General features: G+C 42.6%; 25 protein-coding genes. All 25 read right to left on the bottom strand.

Annotated features, from left to right (window positions below):
- Positions 1-28: 28 nt before the first annotated feature.
- On the bottom strand, positions 29-1,456 hold the full coding sequence (locus Q4592_RS14570) for a phosphomannomutase (protein WP_303514369.1): 1,428 nt from the start codon (positions 1,454-1,456) through the stop codon (positions 29-31).
- A 15-nt stretch (positions 1,457-1,471) separates the two neighbouring features.
- Positions 1,472-2,875 carry a mannose-1-phosphate guanylyltransferase/mannose-6-phosphate isomerase gene (locus Q4592_RS14565; RefSeq protein ID WP_303514366.1) on the bottom strand — a complete coding sequence of 468 codons (1,404 nt, stop codon included), beginning with the start codon at positions 2,873-2,875 and terminating at the stop codon, positions 1,472-1,474.
- Between the two features lie 57 nt (positions 2,876-2,932).
- Positions 2,933-3,403 (bottom strand): GDP-mannose mannosyl hydrolase, encoded by a 471-nt coding sequence (locus Q4592_RS14560; RefSeq protein ID WP_303514363.1) that lies wholly within the window; start codon positions 3,401-3,403, stop codon positions 2,933-2,935.
- A gap of 325 nt (positions 3,404-3,728) precedes the next feature.
- The gene (gene wecA, locus Q4592_RS14555) at positions 3,729-4,850 is read right to left on the bottom strand and encodes a UDP-N-acetylglucosamine--undecaprenyl-phosphate N-acetylglucosaminephosphotransferase (RefSeq protein ID WP_303514361.1); all 1,122 of its coding nucleotides are present in this window, start codon (positions 4,848-4,850) and stop codon (positions 3,729-3,731) included.
- A gap of 39 nt (positions 4,851-4,889) precedes the next feature.
- On the bottom strand, positions 4,890-5,864 hold the full coding sequence (locus Q4592_RS14550) for a Wzz/FepE/Etk N-terminal domain-containing protein (protein WP_303514359.1): 975 nt from the start codon (positions 5,862-5,864) through the stop codon (positions 4,890-4,892).
- A 60-nt stretch (positions 5,865-5,924) separates the two neighbouring features.
- Positions 5,925-8,732 carry an SLBB domain-containing protein gene (locus Q4592_RS14545; protein ID WP_303514356.1) on the bottom strand — a complete coding sequence of 936 codons (2,808 nt, stop codon included), beginning with the start codon at positions 8,730-8,732 and terminating at the stop codon, positions 5,925-5,927.
- Between the two features lie 188 nt (positions 8,733-8,920).
- On the bottom strand, positions 8,921-9,436 hold the full coding sequence (locus tag Q4592_RS14540; protein ID WP_303514353.1) for an outer membrane beta-barrel protein: 516 nt from the start codon (positions 9,434-9,436) through the stop codon (positions 8,921-8,923).
- A gap of 252 nt (positions 9,437-9,688) precedes the next feature.
- Positions 9,689-10,654, bottom strand: a complete 966-nt coding sequence (locus Q4592_RS14535; protein WP_303514351.1) for a DHH family phosphoesterase — start codon at positions 10,652-10,654, stop codon at positions 9,689-9,691.
- Positions 10,655-10,682: 28 nt separating this feature from the next.
- Complete coding sequence (cysC, locus tag Q4592_RS14530; RefSeq protein ID WP_303514349.1) at positions 10,683-11,291, bottom strand: adenylyl-sulfate kinase; 609 nt, start codon at positions 11,289-11,291, stop codon at positions 10,683-10,685.
- Between the two features lie 33 nt (positions 11,292-11,324).
- Positions 11,325-13,052, bottom strand: coding sequence for an SLC13 family permease (locus Q4592_RS14525; RefSeq protein WP_303514347.1), 1,728 nt, complete (start codon positions 13,050-13,052; stop codon positions 11,325-11,327).
- Positions 13,052-14,473, bottom strand: a complete 1,422-nt coding sequence (gene cysN, locus Q4592_RS14520; protein WP_303514345.1) for a sulfate adenylyltransferase subunit CysN — start codon at positions 14,471-14,473, stop codon at positions 13,052-13,054. Before cysN ends, Q4592_RS14525 begins: the two co-directional genes overlap by 1 nt.
- Positions 14,474-14,582: 109 nt before the next feature.
- Positions 14,583-15,488: a sulfate adenylyltransferase subunit CysD gene (gene cysD / locus Q4592_RS14515; protein WP_137671372.1), complete on the bottom strand. Its 906-nt coding sequence runs from the start codon at positions 15,486-15,488 to the stop codon at positions 14,583-14,585.
- A 236-nt stretch (positions 15,489-15,724) separates the two neighbouring features.
- Positions 15,725-16,726, bottom strand: a complete 1,002-nt coding sequence (locus Q4592_RS14510; RefSeq protein WP_303514342.1) for a response regulator — start codon at positions 16,724-16,726, stop codon at positions 15,725-15,727.
- Between the two features lie 216 nt (positions 16,727-16,942).
- The gene (locus Q4592_RS14505; RefSeq protein ID WP_303514339.1) at positions 16,943-17,716 is read right to left on the bottom strand and encodes a VacJ family lipoprotein; all 774 of its coding nucleotides are present in this window, start codon (positions 17,714-17,716) and stop codon (positions 16,943-16,945) included.
- A gap of 162 nt (positions 17,717-17,878) precedes the next feature.
- Entirely contained in the window at positions 17,879-19,135 is a 1,257-nt protein-coding gene (gene ccmI, locus Q4592_RS14500; protein ID WP_303514337.1) for a c-type cytochrome biogenesis protein CcmI, read from the bottom strand.
- A complete protein-coding gene (locus Q4592_RS14495) occupies positions 19,135-19,605 on the bottom strand; it encodes a cytochrome c-type biogenesis protein (protein ID WP_303514334.1) in 471 nt (156 codons plus the stop codon). The genes ccmI and Q4592_RS14495 overlap by 1 nt, the downstream gene beginning before the upstream one ends.
- Positions 19,606-19,607: 2 nt before the next feature.
- Positions 19,608-20,138, bottom strand: a complete 531-nt coding sequence (locus Q4592_RS14490) for a DsbE family thiol:disulfide interchange protein (protein ID WP_303514332.1) — start codon at positions 20,136-20,138, stop codon at positions 19,608-19,610.
- Positions 20,139-22,145, bottom strand: a complete 2,007-nt coding sequence (locus tag Q4592_RS14485) for a heme lyase CcmF/NrfE family subunit (RefSeq protein WP_303514330.1) — start codon at positions 22,143-22,145, stop codon at positions 20,139-20,141.
- 10 nt (positions 22,146-22,155) lie between these two features.
- The gene (gene ccmE / locus Q4592_RS14480) at positions 22,156-22,650 is read right to left on the bottom strand and encodes a cytochrome c maturation protein CcmE (protein ID WP_137671379.1); all 495 of its coding nucleotides are present in this window, start codon (positions 22,648-22,650) and stop codon (positions 22,156-22,158) included.
- Positions 22,647-22,853: a heme exporter protein CcmD gene (gene ccmD, locus Q4592_RS14475; protein WP_303514323.1), complete on the bottom strand. Its 207-nt coding sequence runs from the start codon at positions 22,851-22,853 to the stop codon at positions 22,647-22,649. The genes ccmE and ccmD overlap by 4 nt, the downstream gene beginning before the upstream one ends.
- Before the next feature lie 5 nt (positions 22,854-22,858).
- Entirely contained in the window at positions 22,859-23,611 is a 753-nt protein-coding gene (locus tag Q4592_RS14470) for a heme ABC transporter permease (protein WP_303514321.1), read from the bottom strand.
- 34 nt (positions 23,612-23,645) lie between these two features.
- Positions 23,646-24,311, bottom strand: a complete 666-nt coding sequence (ccmB, locus tag Q4592_RS14465) for a heme exporter protein CcmB (RefSeq protein WP_303514318.1) — start codon at positions 24,309-24,311, stop codon at positions 23,646-23,648.
- Entirely contained in the window at positions 24,311-24,946 is a 636-nt protein-coding gene (gene ccmA / locus Q4592_RS14460) for a cytochrome c biogenesis heme-transporting ATPase CcmA (RefSeq protein ID WP_303514316.1), read from the bottom strand. Before ccmA ends, ccmB begins: the two co-directional genes overlap by 1 nt.
- A 410-nt stretch (positions 24,947-25,356) precedes the next feature.
- Positions 25,357-25,782, bottom strand: a complete 426-nt coding sequence (locus tag Q4592_RS14455) for a DUF2802 domain-containing protein (RefSeq protein ID WP_303514314.1) — start codon at positions 25,780-25,782, stop codon at positions 25,357-25,359.
- Positions 25,783-26,271, bottom strand: a complete 489-nt coding sequence (locus tag Q4592_RS14450; RefSeq protein WP_016401689.1) for a chemotaxis protein CheW — start codon at positions 26,269-26,271, stop codon at positions 25,783-25,785.
- Positions 26,272-26,304: the final 33 nt, after the last annotated feature.

Raw genomic sequence — 26,304 nt, 5'->3', positions numbered from 1 at the left:
AATTTTATTAAACGTTCAAGTACTAGGTTTAAAGTGACCTAATATTCTTTAAGCTTTTTTCAACGTTTTCCATTGCCTGTTCAACTGTCGCCGCCTCTGCATAGCAACGTAACTCTGGAGCATTGCCAGATGGTCGTAAGTGCACAAAAAGTTGATTGTCTAGCCCAATTCTCAAGCCATCAGTGGTATCAACAGATACAATAACCAAATCTCCAAAACCTAAGCTTTGCATTAACCATTGTGGGTCTTTAGTCCCATCAGCTAGGATTTGTTGGCTTTTTGCCGTGTCAAAGTTTTGGATCCGATCACTGTCAGTAAAGCGCTGTGGTAATTCTTCTACTAAGGTACTAATGTTTGCGCGCTGTGCAGCCACTAACAACATAAGTGCTGGTAGAACGGCATCTCTAGTGGGTAGGGCTTTTAACACCTTACCGTTCACCTGAATATCGCTACCAAGTAAAAAGCCACCATTGGCTTCAAAGCCAGCTACTGATGTGTATTCATTGTTCAACTCCGCAAACTCTGCAATAACATAAGGAGAGCCAATCTTAGTGCGCTTTACCCATTCAAACTTGTTACTTAGCTCAATCGCGGTGTTACAACTAACCGGAATAGCCAAAGCACTCACATTGAGCGCTTCAGCACAAAGAAGACCTAAGATATCTCCACGCAACCACTCGCCATTCTCATCAGATACAAGCGGCCTATCACCATCACCATCGGTAGAGAACACCACGTCAAGATTATACTGCTTTGCCCAGGCCCTGGCTTTACGTTTATCCTCTTGTGATACCGCTTCGGTATCAATAGGTACAAAACTATCACTTCGCTCAATTGCCACAACTTCAGCACCCAAGGCTTCGAAAATTCGGTAATACAATTCTCTACCCGCACTAGAGTGCTCATAAATACCAATACGCTTACCGCTTAAAAAAGGGTGTTCGAACAGTGAGGTATAACGGTCGATGTATTCTTCTGCAGCGCGGTTATTTATTTCAAGCTTAGGCAGACTTTCAAGCGTTTTAAACCCAACGCTTGCGTTAATAATGGCCTGTTCATCACTTTTGGATATTTCACCGTCTGGCCGATAAAACTTAAGGCCATTTCTATCAAAAGGAATGTGACTGCCAGTAACCATAATTGCTGGCATTTGGTCTTCTTGGGCTACATAAGCCAAGGCAGGCGTAGGCACCACACCGTAGTAAACTACTTGGTAACCTTGTTGTTTAATCGCTGCGACGCAGGCTTGTGCCATTGCATAACTACTAGGACGGTTATCAATCGCAATTGCAACAGTATCAAAAGTAAAATTAACGAGCATACTTTCAATAAAGGCATGACTGAAGGCCGCACATACATCCGGCACAAACTGGGTTACCAACCCTCTGGCGCCACTGGTACCAAAGGCAACGCCGCTGTCTTTAATAACTTTACTCGTGGTTAGATTAACTACCATTGGCGTGTTTACTCCTTATACTCGGCCGTATTTATCTTCAAAGCGAACAATATCGTCTTCGCCAAGGTAACTACCGGTTTGTACTTCAATCATTTCTAAAGGAATTTTTCCGGGATTTTCTAAGGCGTGTACTGTACCTAGCGGAATATAAATAGATTGATTTTCAGTCACCAATTGGGTTTCTTCACCTCGCAACACACTCGCTGTACCAGATACAACAATCCAATGCTCGGCGCGATGATAATGCTTTTGAATCGACAACTTGCCACCGGGCTTTACAGTGATCCGTTTAACCTGATCGCGGGCACCAGTGCCTATGGAGTCATACTTACCCCAGGGACGATACACTTCACGATGATTTTCATATTCGCCGCGTTTATCCGCTTTAAGTTGTTCAACGATTTTTTTCACGTCTTGCACTCGAGCCTTATCAGCAACGAGCAAAGCATCTTTGGTATCGATTACCACTACATCACTGAGGCCAACCGTGGCGATCAGGCGCTCCCCGCCATGCACTAAGCAATTACTTGTATCATGGAGCATGGTGTCACCAACACTGACATTGCCATCTTCGTCTTTGGCGTTGACTTCCCATAAAGACGACCATGAGCCAATATCATTCCAACCAGCATCAAGCGGCACCACCACGGCGTCTTTGGTATGTTCCATTACGGCATAGTCAATGGACTCGTCGGGACACTGCGCAAACACCTCCGCATCCAAACGAATAAAATCTTGATCGATAGTGGTGTTGGCCATGGCTTGAGTGCACACCTGTGCGATGTCGCTCCGACACCGAGTCAACTCTTCTAGGTAGCGACTAGCCTTGAATAAAAACATGCCACTATTCCAGTAGAACTCTCCACTATTTACATATCCAGCGGCTGTGTCTGAATCAGGCTTTTCAACGAACTGCTCTACTACATAACCACTACCATCAGCCATGGGTTCACCGCGCTGAATATAGCCATAACCGGTGTGAGCTTTATCTGGCACAATGCCAAAAGTCACTAACTTACCTGCTTTGGCTAAGGGGATAGCGTTGTTTAGTGCTTCTTGGAAAACACTGGCGTCTTGAATAACATGATCAGCAGCTAATACTAATAATAAGGGATCGTCTTCGCCCTTCGCTGCCTCTGCAGCAATAGCTACTGCAGGCGCAGTATTGCGACCATCTGGCTCAAGAATAATGGATACTGTTTTGTCTATAGCCCGCAATTGTTCTGCTACGACAAAACGGTGCGCTTCATTACAAATAACCACTGGTGCGTTAGTCGCTACGCCTTCCAAACGATTAATGGTTTCTTGTAACATCGTATTTTTCGATGTTAATGCAAGAAACTGCTTGGGGTACAAAGAGCGACTTAGCGGCCACAAACGTGACCCTGTTCCGCCAGCCATAATCACAGGAGTAATCATTAAAATACCAACCTCAAATATGAGCAGTTAAAAAATAAACAATAAACACAGGGCGCCCTAAATAAACTTGGCGTCTACCTGCTTTCTTTCTAGGAAATACCATTTGCAGTGTTCATGAACATCACGGTCGAGAAGCAATGCCTCCTCGGTAAACCATTGATATTCGCAGTGCTGTTCTTCTGGCAGCGCGAGCAACGCCCGCTCAACACGTAATTCGTATGCAAGCACCACGTAATGCGTCGTAAAATCGTCTGCAGAAAAGTTGTCATCGTAGAAGTGCTGATAAATGCCTTTAAACTGCGCGGAGTTAGCCTCTAGCCCTAATTCTTGGTTCAATAACCTAGCAATAGCAACACTGAATGCCTCGTCTTTCAAAATCCGGCCACCCGGTACAAACCAGTAGCCCTTCGCTGGACGATTGTTACGTTTACCTAACAATATTTGACCGCTAGCGTTGCGCACAATAAAGTCAATCGACACCAAAGGTGTCGATTGTATAACGGTTTTAAAGGTGTCTAATTCAAGCATCGCTACACTTTTGTCTTACACTATTTTACGCAGTAGGCTCGTTGATATTACGACCAAACACACTGGGTTGTTTTAAGAAAAATAACTTCCATATACCTTTGCACAATCGCTTTGGTAATGAATAAATACAGCAACATGCACTCGCGCATTACTTACTTTTGGTTCATTTTTTCTATTCATTTAGCTCAGCATTTTATAAGGCTGAGACACTTTTCATTCGTTTTGAGACAACTAGTTTTAGCTATTTCATCGTAATTAACTGGTTAACCTTACTTTTGTAAACCCGTCCCAATAGGCTCTTATTAATATCTTCAACGGCCTTGTTCTAAATACTTTTTTGCTTAGAACTAGACAGTTTTAGCTGGTTAACCCGTCGCATTCGTCTAAAGGCTTTCACTCGTCGAAAGGCAATTAGCAAACGCCAAACATGCTTTAAAGCTATTAAATAACCTGCGAACACCACCAAAAACAAACCGAACGACAACCAATCAGGTGCACCCATACAATTTAGTAACACCCCCAACATAGATATGCTAAAGCTTAATAAGGTAATGCAAATAAGGGTTTGTCGAGAGGTAAATCCAGCACGCATAAAAATATGATGGAGATGGTCTCTATCAGGCTTAAAGGGTGATTGCCCTTTTCGCTTACGGCGAATCATAACTCCTGCCATATCCATTAGTGGGATAGCAATTACCCATAATGCAGTAACCGGTTTAAAGGCTGGTGCTTCACCTTGTGAGCCAATCGCCAACAACCAAACCACACTTAAGCCAACAAACATAGAGCCTGCGTCGCCCATAAAGATTTTGCTGCGTTTAGGGTTATCTGCTCTAGCCAGATTAAATATAAGGTAGGGAATTAGTGCAACAACAAGACAAAGTGCAATCCAAGACTCCAGCACAAAGCCTTCTAATATAAACAGCAGAGATAATGAAAGCATACTAGTGAAGGTGACGCCGCCAACTAAACCATCTATACCATCTACCATGTTGTAAGCATTAATCGCCCCCATAATAGCTAAATAAGTAAAGGGAACTGCAGCCCAACCAAGGTGTATATCCCCCATAACCAACAAGTTACCTAAGTTTTCTATACGGTCACCGCTGGCAAACATCATTACGCTAGCAGCTACAATTTGGCAAAACATACGAAAGCGTACGCTAAGGTCGTATTTATCATCTAGCATACCTACCAGAAGTATCCCACCAGAGGCTAGTAAAAAGTACTTGAATGAAATGTCATAGCCTTGAGCAATAACAAGCAAGGAAAGTACAAAGCCTACATATACAGCTAAACCGCCAATAAGAGGAATAGAGCCTACATGCAACTTTCTCTCGTTAGGTTTATCCACTAACTCATGTTTAATCGCGATTGGCTTTAGCACTTTAATCGCACTGTACGTGCCTAAAAAAGCAACTAATAAGGACAATATAAAGGTGCTCATAACGACTCACCAGTACTATTTAAGCGAATAAGACAACGACTAGGCATCGACATTTCCCTTAACAAAATGACGAACTAGTACCAACATTACACCCAGCATACCGCCTAACAAAGTACCTAATATACAAATAAGTGCGCGTTTAGGTTTTACTTTTTGTTCTGCTACTACCGCTGGATCAACTACCTTAAATACAAAATCTTCATTTGCCTCTGCCAGCATTAAAGTTTTAGTTTGCTCTTCAATCAGTTGATAAAACACCGTTTGCATTTGCGCTACCGAAGTTTTATCCAACTGCCCTTTTAAGTAGTTAATATTAGCTGAGGTTTCTTGTTGCGTCCGTTGCTTCATAACCTGATTGATATCTTGTATTAGCCAATTTACCCACTGCTGTGCCACTATAGGCGAGATGTGTTCTGCTGCTAAGGTGATTAAACCAGTTTCTTTATCGGTAGCTATACTTAATACTTGCTTAATAAACACCTGATGGCTTTCTAGCATTGAGGGTTCCGCTTGTTTAGAGGCTTTTACTTCTCTTAGCCATTGCTTTGTCCTGGCATCGTATACTTCGGGATGATAACTCAACTCTCCAGTTACAGGGTTCCATTCTTCCGCTGCCATTAAATCAGCTTTTATTTGGTATCTATCTGAAAATTCACTAAAAAACTGCCGTGACTTTAATACCTCGATAGCCAGCGTAGTTTGATCAGTTCCACCGCCACCGCCAAGATTAATCCCGGCCAGTGAGGCCAAACCACCAAATTGAGAAGCCATGCCGCTCAGTTTATTACTCTCTTGGTTAGACGCAGCTAATAATGCGTTAGCTTGGTAGATATTTGGTTGTTTTTTTGCGTATAAAACTGCAGCAATAGCGAACAAGACAGTACATGCAATAATTAGCCACTTACCACGCCAAATAACTAAAAATAGCTCACGTAGGTCTATTTCATCGTCTGCCGGGGCTTCAAAGTATGTAGGCGGATATGCGTGATGTTGCTTCTGTACTTGTTGAGTCATAAGTCTCTAAATAATTTGTTAGTTTAATACTGTATGTAAAGATAGCTCCACGCTAATACGCTATTTCTGGATAGCGTTATACGCAACACCAATTTGATACAAAATTTGAGTAGCTGCAGTCCAAGTACTTAAAGCATCTCTGTAGTCAGTATCAATAGGTACCACGATTGTGTCACCAGGCTCTAAAGGCTGTTTGTTATTTTTGAACCAAAACCCAGATTCAGGTTTATAGACAGAACCATTAGCTCTGACTACGAATACCCGATCTTCGTCAGCTTGCTTCTTAGCTCCGCCAGCAAAGTTTATATAATCTTTAAAGTTATAGTCATCGTTTAACAAGTACGAAGTAGAAATCTGTACTTCGCCCATTATAGTTACCGTGTTGCGGTACTGCGGTACGTAAAGCAAATCTTGGTCTTCTAACATGAAATCTTTAGAGGAGTCATTTAGAAGAATAGAAGGTAGGTCAACAACCATACGACCAAGAGCTTGTGTTCCGCTCATCTCTTGAATTAGCTCAAGCTGCTCAGTAGGACTAGACGATGAGGTAAAACTACCCGGCCCGCTTTGACGCAAACTTTTCTTAGCCACCTCTTGGCGAATACCTTCAGCGTAAGAGTCGAGTTGTTTTTGCTCTCGTACACGCAAGGCTTCGCGGGTAAATACAGCGCCATCTTGGTGAGCATACTCTGTTAAGCCACCAGCACGTTCGACCAAATCGCCAAGTGTTTCACCTCGTTTAATCACATACGTGCCAGGGAATCTAACCTCCCCTTGTAAGCTAATAGTACGCTGTTTTCTAAGGTTGGGAATAGCCAACACATTTAAACGGTCTCTCGCTTGCAGTACCAAATTTTGTTCTGGGTTATTTTGAAGAACATCGTTTAAGTCTAAACGAAGTAAGGTGACATCCGCATTTGCATCATGAACAATAGTTCGAGTTAGCTCACTATGCAGAGCATAAGCGCCATTTTTTAGTCCGCCAGCTGCTTCAATAAGATCTTTTAAGGTGTTTTTATTAGTGATGGGATAAATTCCTGGAAATTTAACTTCACCAAACACTTCTACAACATTTAACTCTCTATTCGCACTAGACTGTTCTTGCAACATGATTAGTACAGGAGCTAATAATTTCTCGCGAGTAGAATTAAGAACCTTTTCTATTTCTTCTACTGAAGTATCAGTAATTCTGGCAATTCGCTCTATTTCAGTTTCAACCTTTGGTTGGTTGCTTCTAGATTGCATACCTTGAACTGAACTTGGTTGCTCACCAGGCATCTGCTGAGTAGAACTTTGCTGTTGATTATTTTGTTGAAGTTGAACGTTTTGACTTTGAGCTAAAGATTGGTTTGGAGCGAAGCCGACTGGCTGTCCGCCGACCGTTTGATTAGCTACCTGTTCTGCATTTTCCATTTTTGCATTAAAGCTTGCAGCATCAGCACTCAGTAAATCCTTTTCTTTGGCACCTATTTGAAAGGCTTCACTAAACAGCTCCAAATCATATTTGGTAAATACCAATATCTCATCTTCTGGTTTTAACAAAATATTATCGATTGAATGCTTTTCGGTAATTGCTTGTTCTAGGTTTACCTGAAGTACAGAAATAGTTCGGTCATCAGCTTTACGGATCACCAAACTATAATTTAAATCACTACTGTTATTTAAGCTTCGGTGAATACTAGGAAACAAGTCAGCGATTCGCTGTCCTTTACGCCATTGGTAGCGACCATCGCGTGCTACATTACCTTTAATGGATACATAGTTTTGAGTGCGTTTTGCGACTTGCTCAATCGTTAAAAAGTCACCATTTTGTAGGTTTTTTGATAAATCAGCTTTAGCATTCAAATCAAGAGTTACTAAGTCAATTAAACCTTCGTGAGTAATACGCTCAAATCGCGCTGATTTTTTGTAAGCTTTAGTTGTATAACCACCGGCTAGCTTGATTAGCCCATCTACATTTTCAGAACCAGAAAGCTCGTAAATAGCAGGCCTTACCACTTCGCCTTCTACACTTACCGTATCACCAAGGGGGCCTACGAAAATCACATCGCCGTTACGCAACTGTAAATCGTTACTGGTATCACCTTTTATAAGGAGGTCGTAAACATCAAATCGACTGATCAGTTGCCCATCACGTAGCAGTCGAATGTCACGTAGGCTGCCTTGTTGATTAATACCGCCACTCGCATAAAGAGCATGGGTAATGGTAGACAAAGAACTCACTAAATACTTGCCAGGTTGGTAAGCATCACCTAATACAAATACTTCAACGGTACGTAGCTCACCCATAGTGATATTGCTACGAACGCCAATCTTCTTTTCTTTGACTTGCTGACTAAGTAATTCTTTTACTTCATCAAAAGTTAAACCCGCTACATAAACAGGTCCTAATTCTGGGAAACTGATGCTGCCATGGCGATTAACTCTAAACTCAAATGTACTGTTTTCTTTACCAAATAATTGAACATTAAGAGAGTCACCAGGGCCAAGCCGATAGTTGTCGGTAACCGGGATATTGTTTAGGGGAGCAAAGGTGGTAGGCTGGGTAGCAAATACGTCTAAACCAAAGCGTTGTAACTCTTTAGTTTCTCCAGCACTATTTTTATCTGCCAGAGCCTGTTGTTCTGCTTGCAAGTCTCGCTTTTGAGGAAGCTGAGGAGTAACCACTTGATTGGCTTGATTTTGCGTAGCGCCACCAGATGAAAACTGGGAAATATCTACGCCATACTGGCGAGCCAATGCAGCTTGTTGGTCCGCAGGTAGATTCTTCAACATTTGCATTTGATCTGGGCTAAGGTTCATAGCGACGACAATATTAGATAAGCCTAACAAGCAAACAACAATGAGACGTCTTAGTCCAAATTTCATTCCGAATTCTTCTCTTTCTTTTAGCAAAAATTTTAGATTATTGTATCGTTCTTAATGACAAGTGCGATAATACTTCAAATAGCATCTTTACGTAAACTTACATTTGGCATTCAACCTTCTAAAAGCCAATTAATAAACAAAATGTATGTTATCTGTTCACTTATGCTAGACACGTGCGCCCTTAGGGACTAAAAGCGATATTGAAAAGCCATATTCACTCCACCAATTTTTGCATTGTCACTGTTCAAACTACTCAGATACTCTAAAGTGATGGCGCTACTTTTACTCAAGGCATAATGACCACCTAAACCAAAACTCATCCCAGATTCTGTACTAGAGCCGACATTCTGTTGATCAAGTTTAGCGCTTGAGCCGCCCAGTAAGCCGTACATAGCTATTTGCTCTGTTAACGGAATGTTTCCCTTAACCAATAGTGAGGCCAGCCCGTCGATTGATATACCACCTGAACGCCCTGTAGATACACCGTAACGACCTTCTACAGCTAAGTAATCGTTGAAGTAATGGCCGACTTGAGCTTGCAAGACCCACGGCTTGCCTTCTTGACTAGAAGAGCCTTCAGCGGTGTATTCTGCGGAGGTATACGAGAAAATGGCTCCAGCATATGTATTAGCTTGAGCGCTAGTGCTAATAGATAGAAAAGCGAAGATTGAAAATAGAATTTTTATACGTTTCGACGTAAACACGAGCTTATCCCTACACTCAGCTAATAACCGGGCGAGAGTATAACACAGCAAAAATTACGTTAAACCGAAGAAGGCAGCTGTTACTTTAGATGGAATCTCAATCAAGCCTAATAATTCAACTATTATTCATTGTTAAAACAATAAATTACATAACGGTATAGTTTTACGAAGCGGTACGTTTAATTGATTTAAATTTGATACAAAGCAAGTATAAAGAGCATCAACAGGTTAAATATTAGTCTTTTGATCCAACTATTTAACGCAGTAGAAACCCTCTATATCAGACACAAGTGAATTGAGTGACGCTAATGGGAAGACATTTATACCCGCTGACGATTCGCGTCCCCCACCCGTATCGTACTTTGCGCAAATGTCACCAGCGCCATACTTTTTAGTAATTGGAGACCGCAGGCTAACCACTGAAGTGTCACTATTGCGTTTTGTTAATATTAAATGAGCTCTAGATGGGTCAGAGTTTGCTAGTTCATTGCCCAAAACACCGCTTACCCTTCTAGCCCAGCTTGAATTCGGTAAAATAACTACTTTTAAACTAGAAGACTGATAATGAGGAGAGACACGCTTAGCTAAAGACATGTCTTGTTCATAGGCTTTTTTAAGCTGACGAAAAGGCGAGTTTGGATCACTTATTACGTCAAATGGAGAGTGGTATGAACGTAATTGATTAAACAGCTCCGCCGGCGCAAAGTGAAGATCTTCAATACTTGAACCATAGCCATTATAGTTAACCAATACGCCAAGTTCTTTTAGTTGATTGCGCTGCTCTTTATTTAAGCCCTCTGCCTCGGCAAGCTCATTAGCTTTAGCAATCAAATTATCGCCGTAAGCTGCCGCAATAGCCCAATGGCGATACTTACCTTTTAGCTTTGCATCCACCAGCAATGCAGTACACATGTCGGCGCTGGTATCTATTTGAGCAAAAAGATTACCGTGCTGTGGAATATCTCCAGAACGGTGATGATCGAAATATTCAACCTGCGCGCCAAGGTCTAAAGCTTGCTTTAGGCCAGCTTGATTTTTCTCCATGGATATATCTAATACGGTCACTTGATCAGCTGTTTTAAACTCGAAGTCATTCATCAACTGATTATCTCGTTTAACTCCAGTGACCAAAATACTGTCTTTAGGCTGATTCAAGCGCAGTTGAATCAGAGAGATAATCCCGTCCGCATCACCATTAAATATATCGATATGTCTCAACAGAAGCTCCTTACAATCAGCCCGTAGCTTAGGCTTTAATAATGCCAGCGCTTACTAATGCGGCAACAACATACTCGGCGCACTGTTCTATAGACTTGCCATCTGTGTTTACATGCACATCCGCCTGCTCTGGTGCTTCGTAGGTAGAACTTATACCGGTGAAGTTTTTAATTTCGCCACTGCGCGCTTTTTTGTACAGACCTTTTGGATCTCTTTGCTCGCACACTTCTAAAGGCGTATCAATAAATACTTCGAAGAACTCACCGGCATCGAGCTGATTTCGAACTAAGCTACGATCAGCCTTAAAAGGGGAAATAAAGGCAGTAGAAACAACTAGGCCTGCATCAACAAAGAGCTTAGCCACTTCACCAATTCGGCGAATATTTTCAACCCTGTCCGTATCAGAGAAACCTAAGTCTCCATTTAGACCATGTCGAACGTTGTCACCATCAAGCACGTAGGTATGAACACCACGTTGATACAACAAATAATCTACGGCATTAGCAATGGTTGATTTGCCAGAGCCACTTAAGCCAGTAAACCAAAGCACACAAGGTTTATGGCCTTTTTTCATTACACGCAGCTCACGATTAACGCTATGGTTATGCCAAACTACATTTTCACTTTTGATGTCCATGTTCACCCTACTCAATTCTATATAACTAACGGCCTATAATGGAAAGACCATTGGAACCAATGTTAATACTACTGCGCCATATACAACAGCTACAGGAAAACCTAATTTTACAAAGTCTCGCAGGCTATAGCGCCCTGCGTTGTAAACCATCAAATTTGTTTGATAGCCGTAAGGACTCACGAAGCTGGCACTAGCCGCAAACGCGACTGTCATTACAAAGGTCATGGGGTTAGCGCCTAAGGCATTAGCTAAACCATAAGCTACAGGAAACATCAAAGCAGCCGCTGCGTTGTTAGTCACCAGTTCGGTGAATATCCACGTAAGCAGATATAACATAAACAAGCTAATAAAGATCCACTGGCCGTCTATACCACCATTAAAAGCGCTTTCTAAAAGCTGAACCAAACCTGCGTTATGCATCGCTTGTGATAACGCCAAGGCTGAGGCGACTATCAACCAAATTTCTTTAGGGAAACGCCTCACTAATTCGCTAGGCGTTAAACACCTGAAGAAAATCAAACCACCGAGCAACAGCACCATAGCTTTAAACAAACTAATTAAACCAAGAGCAGCACTGCCAACAGCAAGTATAAAACCACCAATGGCAATAATTTCAGAAAGCCCATTTAAGCGAGTATCAGGTTCAACACCACTCACTACAATAAAGTTCTTCGCTAAATTGGTTCTCGATTTAAAATCGCCACCCACCGCCAATACTAAAAAATCACCCGCTTGAAGCGTAGCTTCACCAAGCTTGCCGGATACCCGCTCTCCATCGCGTTTAATCGCCACTACAGCAGCATCAAACCGAGCTCGAAACCCTGCACCCTTTAAACTTTTGCCTACTAACATGCTTTCCGGTCGAATAACCACTTCAGTTAGATTCGACCCTAGTAAGCCGTTTGAATCAGCAAAAGTTTGTAAGCCTGAGAATTGATTTAACTGCATAACCTTAGTGACATCGCCACTAAAGATTAAACGATCGCTTTGTTGCATCACTTCGCTAGGAGCAACAGGGCTGATGAGTTTTCCATCGCGAACGATTTCGACTAAGAATAATGACTCTAAGTGGCGTAGGCCGTTTTCTTCAACACTTTTACCAATCAGTGTTGAATCGGCTTGAATTTTTGCGTCAATAAAATAACGATGGTAATTATTTTCTTCGCGTTTATGGTCAGGCAAATAACGCGAAAAAAAGGCTAAGGTGATGCCGCAAAAAACCACTGCTACTAAGCCAATTAAGGTAAAATCAAAAAAGCCTAAGCTTTCACCAGTACTCTCTATTAACAGACTATTTACGATGAGATTCGTCGAAGTACCAATTAGCGTTAGTGTGCCACCCAGGATAGCCGCGTAAGACAAAGGTAACAATAAGCGACTGGCGCTGTGATAAGGGTTGTTACGAATAGGGGCTAATAGCGTTGCTACAACGGCAGTATTATTAAGCGCTGCTGATGACAACACTGTGGTTGAGAACAGCCTTATCCAAGTAACACGTAGTGAAGGCTTAATAATGGATGCGGCCAATACCCTCAGCAAGCGGGTTTTTTCCAAGGCAATAGAACACAGCATCAATAGTACCAAGGTCATTAAGCCTTGGTTAGATACGCTATCAAGGAGCTGCTCGGTACTGACTAAGTCCAGTACAAACAGCAATAGCATTACCCCACCAAATATTTTAGCGGGGTACTGCTGATAGCGTATTAAAGACGCAATGGTGCCAACGAAAATCACCGCCACCATTATTGCCTGAATGCTCATTACTTAAGTAAATCGCTTAAGTCTTTAGCATCCCAATGTGGGAAGTGTTTGCGAACCAAGGCGTTAAGTTCTAGTTCAAAAGCAGAGAACTCATGCTGTTGGCTTGCTTCTTCTAAGTTACCTTTGGCTTTTATTACACCCGCACCCACAGTTACATTAGAAATACGGTCGATAATAATGAAAGAACCCGTCCCTTTAGCCACATCGTAAGCGTCAAAAGCGACCTGTTGGCTGAATTGGATTTGACATACACCAATCTCATTCAAACCTAAACGCACAGCTTCCTGTTCATCTAAGGTGTTTACGTCAATTTGGTGTTCAATTTTAGCCACAGAGCCAGACGTTGTTTTAGATGCCAGTTTAAAATCATACTGTTTGTTAGCGATAAGCGGCTCTTCAGCCATCCACACTATGGTAGCTTCTGCACTGCTCGCTACCCAAGGTTTATTATTGCTATGCACCAGCATGTTACCGCGGCTAGCATCAATTTCATCTTCTAGGGTAAGCGTTACCGCCATTGGCGCATATGCTTCTTCTAACTCACCGTCAAAAGTAACAATGCTTTTAATTTTCGAGGTTTTACCTGATGGCAAAGAAGTGACTTCATCACCCTTACGAACCACACCAGAACTAATGGTGCCGCAAAAGCCACGGAAATCTAAATTAGGGCGATTGACATATTGCACAGGGAAACGGAAATCATCGAAGTTTTGGCCCGCGCTAATAGGCGCCGACTCCAACATGCCCATTAAAGTTTCGCCATGATACCAAGCACTTTGCTCACTACGTTCAACAACGTTATCGCCATTAAGCGCAGAGATAGGCACGAACTTAATGTGTTCTATGTTTAGGTTCTCAGCAAACTTTTGATACTCGGCTTTAATTTCTTCAAAACGCGCTTCAGAAAACTCAACCAAGTCCATTTTGTTAATAGCTACAATGACTTGCTTAATGCCAAGAGTTGAAACAATAAAGCTATGACGACGAGTTTGAACCTGCACACCGTAACGAGCGTCAATCATCACAATCGCTAAGTCACAGTTAGAGGCACCTGTAGCCATGTTTCGAGTGTATTGCTCGTGCCCTGGGGTGTCGGCAATAATAAACTTGCGTTTATCGGTCGAGAAATAGCGATAAGCAACGTCGATAGTAATGCCCTGCTCTCGCTCAGATTGCAAGCCATCAACCAACAGCGCTAAATCAAACTCACCATCAGTGGTATTAAACCGCTTAGAGTCATTTTTAATGGTGGCGAGTTGGTCTTCAAAGATCATCTTTGAATCATGCAACAAGCGACCAATTAAGGTGCTTTTACCGTCGTCTACGCTACCGCAAGTTAATAAACGCAGTAGTTGCTTTTGTTCGTGCTGCTGTAAATACTCTTCAATATCTGAAGCAATCAGTGCTGATTGATGAGACATGTTTCCCTCACTTTCCTAGTTATTTACTAGGCTCATAAATTCTGTTCTAAATACGCCAAACATTTGCTTGGCAAAAATGCTACTTGGTACAGTTAACTAGACAATTACGTTAAAAGTAACCTTCCATCTTTTTCTTCTCCATTGAGCCGGCACTATCGTGATCAATCACACGGCCTTGTCGCTCAGAGGTTTTGGTCAGCAGCATTTCTTGAATAACTTCTTGCAAAGTGGTGGCTTCAGACTCAACCGCGCCGGTTAATGGGTAACAGCCTAAAGTACGGAAACGCACCATTTTGTGCTGTATTTCACCCTCTTCTACTGGCATACGGTCATCATCAACCATAATCAAGGTACCATCACGCTCTACAACGGGACGTTTTTGAGAAAGGTAAAGAGGCACAATATCGATGTTTTCTAAAAAGATGTATTGCCAGATATCCAGCTCAGTCCAGTTAGATAGCGGGAATACGCGAATACTCTCGCCCTTGTTCACCTTTGAGTTATAGGTGTTCCATAGCTCTGGTCGTTGTGACTTTGGATCCCAGCGATGGTTTTTATCACGGAATGAATAAACACGTTCTTTAGCGCGAGATTTCTCTTCATCGCGGCGTGCGCCACCAAAGGCTGCATCAAACTGGTATTTATTGAGGGCTTGCTTCAAACCTTGAGTTTTCATTACATCGGTATGCACAGCACTACCATGCGTAAATGGACCAATGCCCATTTCCATACCCTCAGGGTTTTTATGCACTAACAATTCAAAATCATATTTTTTTGCCATGTGGTCGCGAAACTGGATCATTTCTTTAAATTTCCAGTCGGTATCCACATGCAGCAATGGGAAAGGTATTTTTCCTGGGTAAAAAGCCTTGCGCGCTAAATGAAGCATTACCGCGGAGTCTTTACCCACAGAATAGAGCATTACCGGGTTGTCAAATTCAGCCGCTACTTCGCGAATGATATGGATACTCTCGGCTTCTAATGCTTTTAGATGAGTTAAATTATAATTTTCCATTTAGTCTTCAGCTCTTAGTTCGTTATATCGTAATCGAATATAAAACGAGCTCAGACTAACTGATAAAGCTAGCCACTACTAGTAACCGCTCTATAACATTATGCTACTTTTAATAACCTTGTATTCTAAGCGAATTCCTCAAACTGGCTAATCACGCTTAGGAAATATGCAAATGAGGTAGAATTGGTGAGTAACTTGGTCGTGTAGGAAACCAATAAACCTAAAACTTGTTGACCCTAGCTTACCGGAAACAATTTTAGGTTTATTCGATCATCTGCGAGGTTTTTGAAACGTAAGCTAAAGCCGATATCAGAAAGTTTACTAATCGACTCCAGATAGTGAGCCTCGGCATTCAAGCCCAAGGCTAAACCGGGGTGAGCAGTATCAAACGGCGCTGGTGCATCTAACAGCCCAGCGTTGGCAAACAATACTTGGTCATGTTCAATAATACCGTACAAACAAGCCACAGGAGCACGTAAATCTGCTGCTTTAATGATTCGATTTAGGTTACTTAAGGCTTCACTGGGTTGTAACGCTGTGGGGTCATTGACTAAAAAGCGATTCCACATGTCTTGGAAAAAGCCATTAATGATAACGGCAGCGACTACGCCCTCATCGCCCAATAAACAAATATCTACCACCAAAAAGCCTACGTGGTTTTCATCAATTTGTTTAATAATTGGGAATAAGGTTTGGCCTTTTAAGCGGTAATGGCAGAAAAAACCAATCACTTCCTGAGTTGCTTCCGGCAAAATCTCTCGTAACACTAAACTCGCTTGCGCATCATTGGTTTTGAAATGAACTTTATGTTCATCGAACTCAGCAAACTCCATTTGCAAACTATGGTCATCAGCCATTGAGAGGTTAGAGAGAATGGTATGAGTAAGTTCGTTAAAGTCAGTTAAGGGTTTAACTAGAAAATCACAGGCTCCCAATTGCAGTACCTTTCGCAAATCGGCCATGGAGCTTTTTCCAGAAATAACCACAACGCTACCGTTGTAATTATCTAAGCGCTGCAGTAACTCAACCCCATTCATACGGGGCATCATGAGATCCATCAAGATAATATCGTAGTGCTGCTGAGCAATTGCGTCTAAAGCTTGTAGACCATCTTCAACAACCCCAACCATTGCACCCTGCTGGGTTAAAAAGGCAAGCAGCTGCTGACGAAAAACAACTTCATCCTCAACAACCAAAATAGAAATCCCATACAGTGGATTATCGTCCCGCTGTTGCATTCCCCGTAAACTTCCCTTTATTAATTAATAAGTTAGTAAGAGACCAATGGTCTAATCAGTTGACTATATAAGTAAATTGTAAATAACGCTAGTTAGCGAGTTCAAAATTTATAACTTATCGAGAGAAACCATGAGCCATCAAATAAAAGTAAACACTAACACCCAGCATAGAACGCTTTCTCTGTAACTAAGCAACTGGTTGATACCATAGCTTAGTTAATATTCTTCGATCTCATCCAAATAATCTTCTAAAGCTGAATCTATGTCTTCTTTAGAACTGGTAGGCGGTTTACCGTTATAAAAACGATATAAACGATATTGCAGGTAGGCATCTTTTACGAAAGTATAGCTGTCGAGGGAGTTGTCTAGCAAAGGTTCTTGTTCAATGACTGATGCACGTTTATAGAGACCATCTAAGCCCCATTTAATCACTTGTTCTGCAAAAGTTAAGTTAGTCAGCGGTGAAGCAAATGCATCAACCCAATCACCCACTTCTTTACGTACAGTGGTGGGACCGAGTACTGGCAACATCACGTAGGGGCCTTCAGGCACACCATAAAAACCCATAACATCGCCAAATTCTTCGATGTCACGCTTTACACCTGAGCGTCCCATTAAATCAAAGACACCAAAAATACCAAAACTAGAATTAAACAAAAAACGAACTAAATTATTAGAGGCACGTTCAACTTTGCCTTGCAATAAATGGTTGGCAAAACTAGCGGGTTCTTCCAGGTTTCGAATAACGTTATTCATCGCTTCGCGTAATCCAAAAGGAATATACTCTGCGTAAACGTGAGTTACGGGTCGGTAAAGCGGTTTGTCTAAGTAGTTGTAATTGAAGTTCCACATGCTTCGATTGAAGCTTTCAAAGGGGTCGGAAAAATCTTGATAAGGCTCAGGAAGTTCTTCAACTTCACTTGCTGATGTTGAGAATGCAGTTGAAAAAATAGCGCTAAACATCGCAAAAGCTATAACAACACTACGCACCCAGTGCCCCTTCCTTGGTCTTGTACTACTCGCAAAACTAAACAGTGATAGCTAGTTGCGACACAAATAAAAAAAGGTTGCTAAGCAACCTAAGTTTATTATGGCACCGATAGCCTAATGTGAATAGTAAAAACTATTATTGCTTACAGTATTAATACAAAGTTATAGCTGGGTATCAATGACTAACTGTATTGGGCTATCACCACCTTGAGATATAGCAGAAGATTTTCCTTCCCAATCACCATCTGTAGTTTGTACATTATTGTCATACGACAAACGCGCGGTAATGTAGAAGTCCCCTTGCTGCGACAACTTCAACCCTTCCATCATGCTATCACTGTCAGATAAGTTCACCGTAACAGGGAAGCGAGGGTGAGCAACCTTCTTAGCCGCTAAAGGCATCGGCGGGCCATTTACCGATTTAGCAAATACAAACAAAAAGCTAGAGTCTGGAACCGCTAAACCATCTTTAACATCAACGGTAATACTGTAACTAGGTCCACTTGGTACTACTGGGTCAACACTTACAACTTCAGCTGGCTGAGATTGCTGCTGAGCGGCAATTTGTCCCTTAGCAAACTCGATGCTTTGTCCAAGCATTTGATAACGTTCAGAGTCTACATCAACCAAACCTTGCATTGTTTGCCAGCGATCTATCGCTAACTGAAACTGTTGCTGCTCTAAAGCCATGAATGCATATAACGACCATAACTCTAACTGGCTCGAGTCTTTTTGTAAGGCTAGCACCAAAATTCGCTCTGCTCTTGCTGCTTGATTTGGCTCGCCGCTGTAGAACAAAGACTGAACATACACCGCCACAATATTGGCGCTGTTAGAGTCACGCATATAAGCTTGTTCTGCTGCATCCATCATAATATCTAAACGATTAAGCGCTTGGCCAACTTTTGCTAACAAAAACCAACCACGAGTATCTGAAGGATCGTTATGCAATTTAGTTCGCAAGCCCAGTGCAAAGTTCGACAAATCTTGCTCGGTTACTTCCCCTCCCTCACCAAGTAACACTTTATTACTTAGTTCGGGCATTTGTTGAACAATGTCTTGCCAATCTTGAACTTGTTTTGAACCGCCCAGGCTTGCATACATGCCAATAGATAAAGCGATAATAAACACCACACCAGGAATTGCTACCCAAGCAGATACATGAGATTGCTCTTTGGCTGTTTCCTCGGGAATATCGTCTAACAAATTGTGCTGTAGTTCACTCACTAGCACGTCACTGTCTTCGGCTAAACCTTGTTGGTTTTCTTGTTCAATTTCAACTAAGCGGTCTTTATAGAGGGTTTTATTTAACTCAGTTTGGGTGACCGACTTCGATTGTCTTTGCTTCCAAAGCGGCAACACTATTATTGCTAAGGCTACAATAGTAAGAACGGTGGCAGCTAACCAGAATACTGTCATTATTTCTTTTGCTCCGTTTGTTTAAGCAACTCTGCTAGGCGTTGTTGTTCTTGTGAATCTAACTCTGGCTGAGCGCATTTTTTACGCCTGGCTAAGCGCCAAACCGTAAAGCCACCAATAAAAATAATGCCAATAGGAGCTAACCAAAGCGTTAGTACTGCAGGTGTTAGTGGTGGGTCGTAACGAACAAAATTGCCATAACGCGCCACCATATAATCTAATACTTGCTGTTTATCACTACCCGACTTCACCATTTGATAGGTCTTTTCCCGTAAGTCTTGGGCTAAACCAGCATTTGAATCAGAGATATTATTGTTCTGGCACTTAGGACAACGTAATTCACGGGTTAACTCCCTAAAAAGTTCTTCTTGCTCTGGAGAGTCAAACTCATGTGCCTCAATCGCAGCATTGGCCACTATTGGCGCACAAAAACATAAGGCGACCAGAATACTTCGTAGATGTTTATTCATCGTTACTCCAAGCCACTAAAAATAGGACCGAGGGTTTCTTGCCAATTACGAGCGTTCACGTCACCCACATGGCGATAACGAATAACACCTTCGCTATCAATAAAGTAAGTCTCAGGTGCACCGTATACCCCTAAGTCGAGAGCGAGTAAGCCCTTACCATCGTACAAGTTCACTTGATAAGGATTGCCTAATTGCTCTAACCACTTAATCGCTTTGCTTCGGTCGTCTTTGTAATTAAGGCCGACAATTTTCACGCCTTGTGCCGCTAACGAATTCAAGAAAGTATGCTCAGCTCGACAGGTTGGGCACCACGTTGCCCACACATTTAACAACAGAGGCTGCCCTTTAAAAATAGCAGCGTCATGTTGTTTTTCTTGCTGATAAATATCCTGCAAAGTGAATTGAGGCACTGGCTTACCAATAAGTACCGACTCAAGCTCTGTGGCATCGCTATATAAACCGCGATATAAAAACACCGCCATAAACAAAAATGCGATCAGTGGCAAAAGGAAATACATCGCGCGTTTGTTCACTTACGACTCCTCCGCTAATGCTTTAGCTTTAGCTTTAGCTTGAGCAGGAGTTTTGTCACTCAACTGCTCTTGTTTCACTTTAAAGCGGTAACGTTTATCCGCCATAGCAAAAATGCCGCCAATAGCCATAATGATTGAGCCTAACCAAATCCAACGAATAAATGGCTTATAGTACAAGCGTACAGCCCACGCACCTCCGGGCAATTGTTCACCCATTGCAGCATAAAGGTCTCGCCACAAGCCGGCGTCAATTGCCGCTTCGGTCATCATATTGCGCTGTACACGGTAGAAACGTTTTTCTGCGCGTAAGGTGGTAGCAAGCTGTTCGCCTTTGTATACGTCAATCACCCCCACGTGACCTTCATAGTTAGGGCCAACTAAAGGGTTAACTTCTTTAAAGTGGAAACGATAGGCAGCGAAGGTAACCGATTCACCCGCCTCCATACGCAAATCGCGTTCAATACTGTAATGGCTAGTCATGGAAACACCAATGACCGTTACAGCCAAACCCAGATGGCCTAATACCATTGCCCAATGAGAGCGGCTAAGTACTTTAACGCCTTTCATAAAGCTGTGGCGATGCGTTGCCCGTAAATACACTTCTAGGGCGGTACAAGCAATCACCCAAAAAGATAACACTAAGGCCATATAGGCTAAGGCATAAAATTTTGGCGCAAGCATTACCAGCAACAATGCAGGAACCGCTAAACTAAACACAGCGATAAGGCTTAAAGACTTTTTAAGTGGTCGTATATCTTGACGTTTCCATCGCAGCAGCGGGCCAATGCCTAAAGCCAAAGCAAATGGCACAATCATCCAGCTAAACATTCTGTTAAAGAATGCTTCACCAATAGAAATACTGCCCAAGCCTATCTCTTTATGCACTAGCGGCAACAAGGTGCCTAGCAACACCACCACTAACGCCGCGATCAGCAAGATATTGTTAATCAGCAAAAAGGTCTCTCGTGAAAACAAGCTATAACTACCACGGCTTTTAACTTGAGAGCCGCGAATAGCAAACAGCAGTAATGAACCACCAATCACTACCAACAAAAAGCCTAGAATAAACAAGCCACGAGCTGGGTCACTAGCAAATGCATGTACCGATACCAATACTCCTGAGCGAACCAAAAATGTCCCTAATAAACTGAGCGAGAAGGCTGAAATCGCCAGCAATACCGTCCAAGATTTAAACACCCCTCGCTTTTCGGTTACCGCTAAAGAATGCAATAAGGCTGTACCCACTAACCAAGGCATAAACGATGCATTTTCCACTGGATCCCAGAACCACCAACCACCCCAACCGAGTTCGTAGTATGCCCACCAGCTACCTAGCGCGATGCCTACAGTTAAGAATATCCATGCGGCCATTGTCCAAGGGCGAGACCAGCGTGCCCAAGTAGAATCTAAACGCCCCGCGAGCAGTGCAGCAATAGCAAAAGCAAAAGCTACGGAGAAACCTACATAACCCATGTATAGCAGCGGCGGATGGAATATTAAACCAACGTCTTGCAATAAGGGGTTTAAGTCTTGCCCATCAACCGGGAAGAACGGCAATGTTCTATCGAAGGGATTTGAAGTAAGCAGAATAAATAAATAGAAACCAACACAAATCATGCCCATAACTGCAACAACGCGCGCCACAGCATCTAAAGGCAAACCACGGCTAAACATAGCCACAGCAGCGCCCCAACCAGCTAAAATCAGTGCCCAAAGCAATAGTGAGCCTTCGTGTGCCCCCCAAACTGCAGATAGTCGGTAATACACGGGCAGCTGACTGTTTGAGTTATTAGCCACATAAGCGACGGAGAAATCATTAATGGCAAACGAGTAACTTAATACCACAAATGACAAGCCAACAAAGGCGAATTGCCCCAAGGCCAGTGGTCGCGCCAATTTCATTAAGGCCACGCTATTTTTACTGGCGCCCCATAAGGGATAAACGCTTTGTAAAATAGCCAGAGTAACCGCCAAAATTAAGGCGTAATGTCCAAGTTCCGGGATCATAGTTCCGTCTCTAGTGTCCAGAGCCCTGAAGTTGGGCCTCTGTATATTCAGGTTTAAAGTGTTCCATTCCTTCTAACGCTTCTGCCACTTCCTGTGGCATATATTCTTCGTCATGTTTTGCTAGTACTTCAAATGCCGACACGGTGTTTGCGTCTACTAACTCACCTTGTGCCACAATGCCTTGCCCTTCGCGGAATAAATCTGGAAGTATGCCTTCATAAAGTACCGTAACTATTCCTCCGCCAGCGTCACTAAGCTTAAAGCTAACTTGTAAACTCGTTTGTGAGCGTTCCACCGTGCCAGGCAGCACCAAGCCACCAATACGTAATCGTTGGCCGACCTCAGGTTTCACTTCTTGCTTGCCTTTGCCTTTCACAAGCTCCGTAGGTGTGTAAAACAAATCAATGTTCTGTTGCAAAGCAAATAGCAGTAAGCCGATTGACGCCCCCAATCCAAGTACAATGGCCAACACAATGGTTAAGCGTTTTTTACGTCTTGGGTTCATAAGCGTTCAGTTACCTCTTTTGCTGCTTGTACGCGTTGTTGGCGAGCCGATTGGCGTGCCACCGATTTAAAAATTGCATTACGTTTAACTATGCTGTCTACCACAATGGCAATCATGGCTGCAGCACTAACACCAAACGCTAGCCATACATAAAATGCATAGCCGCCCATGGCTAAAAAATCACTGACTGATTCAAATTGCATGGCGTTCAACCTCTAGCCTGAGAGTGGCGATTAATAAGTTGTTGTACCCACGGTCTACGTTGCTCACGGCGTAATAGTTCTGTTCTAAACCTCACTAAACTCACTGCGCCCAAGAAAAATGTAAAGGCAGCAATGTTCAGCAACAAAGGCCATAACATATCCGAATCTATTGAAGGTTTATCAAATTTAGTAATGGTTGCACCCTGATGCAGGGTATTCCACCACTCTACTGAATAGTGAATGATCGGCAGGTTAATAACGCCCACTAAGCTTAAAATGCCTGCCGCTCTGCCGGCCATGGTTTTGTCTGAGAACGCGTTATATAACGCAATGACACCCAAATACAAAAACAGCAAAATTAACTCAGAGGTTAAACGTGCATCCCATACCCACCAAGCACCCCACATGGGCTTACCCCAAGCGGCACCGGTGAACAAAGCAATAAATGTGAATACCGCCCCTACTGGCGCAACAGCGGCTACGTACATATCGGCTTGCTTAATCTGCCAAACTAATCCAATAAAAGCAGCCACGGCCATAGAGGAATATGCACCCATCGACAAAATGGCTGAAGGTACGTGAATATAGATGATACGAAAGCTATCGCCTTGTTGATAATCTGCTGGAGCGAAGGCTAATCCCCACACCAATCCAACAGCGAAACAAACAATAGCAAACACACTAAACCAAGGCACAAATTTACCGGCTAATTGGTAACTGGCTTCTGGTTTTGCGTAAGGATGTAACCATTTCCACATAATGGTATTTACTCTCTCACTTAATTAATTATATTTAGTTAATACTAACTTTTAGCGCGGCAGCGGTAGCAAAAGGAGCCAGTGTTAAAGCCAGTAAACTAATTGCCCCCATAATCGCTAAATGCCCTGCATAGGGCAAGCTTAAAGACGCTGCTTCAATCGCAGATGTCGCAAAAATAAGCACCGGTATGTAAAGTGGCAAGATAAGTAAGCTGAGCAATACTCCGCCTTTGCGTAAACCTACCGTTAACGCCACTCCAACCGAGCCAATCAAACTTAAGACTGGCGTACCTAAAACCAAGGTATAGAACGTCGCTTGAAAGCTTTGCCACTCTAGAGACAGCAATACTGCTAACAAAGGCGACAACAGTAAAATAGGTAAGCCGGTGATCAGCCAATGGGCGACAATTTTCGCTAAAGCAATCAAGGCCAACGGCGAGCCACCAATAATCATCTGCTCTAAAGAGCCATCAGCATAATCATCGCGAAACAAACGCTCTAACGATAATAGCGAAGATAACAAAGCAGCGACCCATAAAATTCCGGGCGCTATTCTTGCCAATAACAAAGGCTCAGGGCCTACAGCGATAGGAAACAAAGTAATAACAATTAGAATAAACCACAACGGATTTAGCACATCTGATTTTTGGCGAAAAGCAGCCAATAATTCGCGCTTAATGACTGTGATGAAAACCTGCATTATACCACCTCTTCAAAGGCGGGTTTAATCTCTAGTACTCGATAATGCTCAGGAGCAATATTTAGTTCTTGGTGCGTGGTAAGCAACACCATCCCACCAGATTTAGCATGTTCGAGTATCACTTGCTCAAGATACGCTACACCCTGTTTATCAATTGCAGTAAAGGGTTCATCTAAGATCCACAGTTTACGTTTTACTAACCATAAACGCGCTAACGCTACGCGCCTTTGCTGACCAGCAGAAAGGTGGGCAACGGGCTCTTCTTCTAAGCCTGCTAGCCCTACTCGAGTTAACAAAGCATAGAGTTGCTCTTGCGCCAAACTTTGCCCGGCTAAACCCAAATAAAACCTGAGGTTTTCTAAGGCGCTCAATTCTGCTTTCACCCCCGCATGATGACCTAAATAAAGGCAATCTCGATGATAGCTGTCAGCATCTTGAGTAATAGAATGATCTTGCCAGATAATTTCACCACTTTCAGGGCGAGAAAGCCCTGCGATAAGCCGCAGTAAACTAGTTTTACCAGCCCCATTTGGGCCAGCTATTTGCAGTATTTCTCCAGGGAGTAAGGTAAAAGACAGCCCGTCAAACAATACCCGTTCTTCCCTTACACAACACAGTTCACTAGCTTTAAGCATCGATCATCATTTTGACAAAATAATTGGCTTGGATGTTACCACAGCTAACCATTAAATCTAACTTAGCCAGCTAAATTAACCTCATGCTTACAGCGCTTTGCAAGCTAAGTAACAAATATTCAATGTTTATTTTAAGACCAACGAGTAAGTTAAAGCTCGCACCGAAAAATTAATAATCAGCTATGGATAAATTCGTTTAACACCGCACAATTAATAATAGGAGCTGACTAGGTAGCCACAAGGTGGAGTGTTGAAGGCTAATCAAACGGAAGTAAACACATTAGCTCCGTTTGAAATATTAGTTGATGGGAAATTGATTTTGGCTGAAAAAAGCTGGCTAGAATCTAAGCTAACAAGTGCCTCTAGAGTCGGCAATTGTCAAATCAGGCCAGAGCCACTAAAGATAAAGCTTAGCTTACTTGGCCTTTCATCTTGTTACGCAAGCTAAGCAATAATTCAGCCTCAGCTTTTGGTAACTCACATTCGCGCATTACTTCTTCTAGATCCGCCCCTAACTCCACTAATTTAACAGCGCGTGTATATAACTTACTGTCTGGGTCTTGCGATTGAATTTGAGAGGTTCGCAAAAATGCTTGTTCGACTTGATCACTCTGGCGCTCAAGCTCTTTTACTAAAGAAGCGTTGGCAACATGCAGCTCTTGCAATTGCTTTTCAATAACGCGATGAGTCTTAAGAAGGTTTTTAGTCACCGTTTCTAAGCTGAGCATTTTGTTTTCACTTGCTTCAGCTTGCTGCTTTGCCTTACTAAGGAGCCAGAAGGCCCCACTAAGGCAAAGCACTGTTACCACTAGGGCAATAAGATTAATCCAATCCATTTATAGTGAGCTTACTTCGTCCCACTCTTCATCTGAAAGCAACTTGTTTAAATCCACGAGGATTAACAATTGACCATCACGGTTACTTACGCCTTGAATAAATTTAGCACTTTCTTCAGTGCCTACATTTGGCGCAATATCAATTTCCGAAGAACGTAAATAAACCACTTCTGCTACGCTATCCACCAAAATACCAATCACTTGAGATTCAGCTTCAATAATAACAATACGTGAATTCTCAGTAATGTCTGATGACGGCAAACCAAAGCGCGAGCGAGTATCAATAACAGTAACCACGTTACCACGAAGATTTATAATACCGAGTACGTAGTTTGGTGCGCCAGGAACAGGAGCAATCTCGGTGTAACGCAGCACTTCTTGCACTTGCATTACGTTAATTCCATAGGTCTCACTTTCTAGTTGAAAAGTCACCCATTGTAGTACTTCATCTTCGGCAATATTTTCTGCGATATTACGCTGCTCGCTCATCTGCGTGTCCTTTTTGTTGTTCGTGAGTCCAAT

The organism is Agarivorans sp. 1_MG-2023 (assembly GCF_030548385.1).
In the GTDB taxonomy this organism is placed as follows: Bacteria; Pseudomonadota; Gammaproteobacteria; order Enterobacterales; family Celerinatantimonadaceae; genus Agarivorans.
The sequence above is the reverse complement of the archived record's forward strand: the minus strand, read 5'-3'. Positions and strand labels throughout refer to the sequence as shown.

What these genes read in the sequence shown, in the direction of transcription:
- Q4592_RS14570 (WP_303514369.1), bottom strand. Translation starts at nt 1,456, where the DNA reads ATGGTAGTTAATCTAACCACGAGTAAAGTTATTAAAGACAGCGGCGTT.
- Q4592_RS14565 (WP_303514366.1), bottom strand. Translation starts at nt 2,875, where the DNA reads ATGATTACTCCTGTGATTATGGCTGGCGGAACAGGGTCACGTTTGTGG.
- Q4592_RS14560 (WP_303514363.1), bottom strand. Translation starts at nt 3,403, where the DNA reads ATGCTTGAATTAGACACCTTTAAAACCGTTATACAATCGACACCTTTG.
- wecA (WP_303514361.1), bottom strand. Translation starts at nt 4,850, where the DNA reads ATGAGCACCTTTATATTGTCCTTATTAGTTGCTTTTTTAGGCACGTAC.
- Q4592_RS14550 (WP_303514359.1), bottom strand. Translation starts at nt 5,864, where the DNA reads ATGACTCAACAAGTACAGAAGCAACATCACGCATATCCGCCTACATAC.
- Q4592_RS14545 (WP_303514356.1), bottom strand. Translation starts at nt 8,732, where the DNA reads ATGAAATTTGGACTAAGACGTCTCATTGTTGTTTGCTTGTTAGGCTTA.
- cysC (WP_303514349.1), bottom strand. Translation starts at nt 11,291, where the DNA reads ATGGACATCAAAAGTGAAAATGTAGTTTGGCATAACCATAGCGTTAAT.
- Q4592_RS14525 (WP_303514347.1), bottom strand. Translation starts at nt 13,052, where the DNA reads ATGAGCATTCAGGCAATAATGGTGGCGGTGATTTTCGTTGGCACCATT.
- cysN (WP_303514345.1), bottom strand. Translation starts at nt 14,473, where the DNA reads ATGTCTCATCAATCAGCACTGATTGCTTCAGATATTGAAGAGTATTTA.
- cysD (WP_137671372.1), bottom strand. Translation starts at nt 15,488, where the DNA reads ATGGAAAATTATAATTTAACTCATCTAAAAGCATTAGAAGCCGAGAGT.
- Q4592_RS14510 (WP_303514342.1), bottom strand. Translation starts at nt 16,726, where the DNA reads ATGCAACAGCGGGACGATAATCCACTGTATGGGATTTCTATTTTGGTT.
- ccmI (WP_303514337.1), bottom strand. Translation starts at nt 19,135, where the DNA reads ATGACAGTATTCTGGTTAGCTGCCACCGTTCTTACTATTGTAGCCTTA.
- Q4592_RS14495 (WP_303514334.1), bottom strand. Translation starts at nt 19,605, where the DNA reads ATGAATAAACATCTACGAAGTATTCTGGTCGCCTTATGTTTTTGTGCG.
- Q4592_RS14485 (WP_303514330.1), bottom strand. Translation starts at nt 22,145, where the DNA reads ATGATCCCGGAACTTGGACATTACGCCTTAATTTTGGCGGTTACTCTG.
- ccmE (WP_137671379.1), bottom strand. Translation starts at nt 22,650, where the DNA reads ATGAACCCAAGACGTAAAAAACGCTTAACCATTGTGTTGGCCATTGTA.
- ccmD (WP_303514323.1), bottom strand. Translation starts at nt 22,853, where the DNA reads ATGCAATTTGAATCAGTCAGTGATTTTTTAGCCATGGGCGGCTATGCA.
- Q4592_RS14470 (WP_303514321.1), bottom strand. Translation starts at nt 23,611, where the DNA reads ATGTGGAAATGGTTACATCCTTACGCAAAACCAGAAGCCAGTTACCAA.
- ccmB (WP_303514318.1), bottom strand. Translation starts at nt 24,311, where the DNA reads ATGCAGGTTTTCATCACAGTCATTAAGCGCGAATTATTGGCTGCTTTT.
- ccmA (WP_303514316.1), bottom strand. Translation starts at nt 24,946, where the DNA reads ATGCTTAAAGCTAGTGAACTGTGTTGTGTAAGGGAAGAACGGGTATTG.
- Q4592_RS14455 (WP_303514314.1), bottom strand. Translation starts at nt 25,782, where the DNA reads ATGGATTGGATTAATCTTATTGCCCTAGTGGTAACAGTGCTTTGCCTT.
- Q4592_RS14450 (WP_016401689.1), bottom strand. Translation starts at nt 26,271, where the DNA reads ATGAGCGAGCAGCGTAATATCGCAGAAAATATTGCCGAAGATGAAGTA.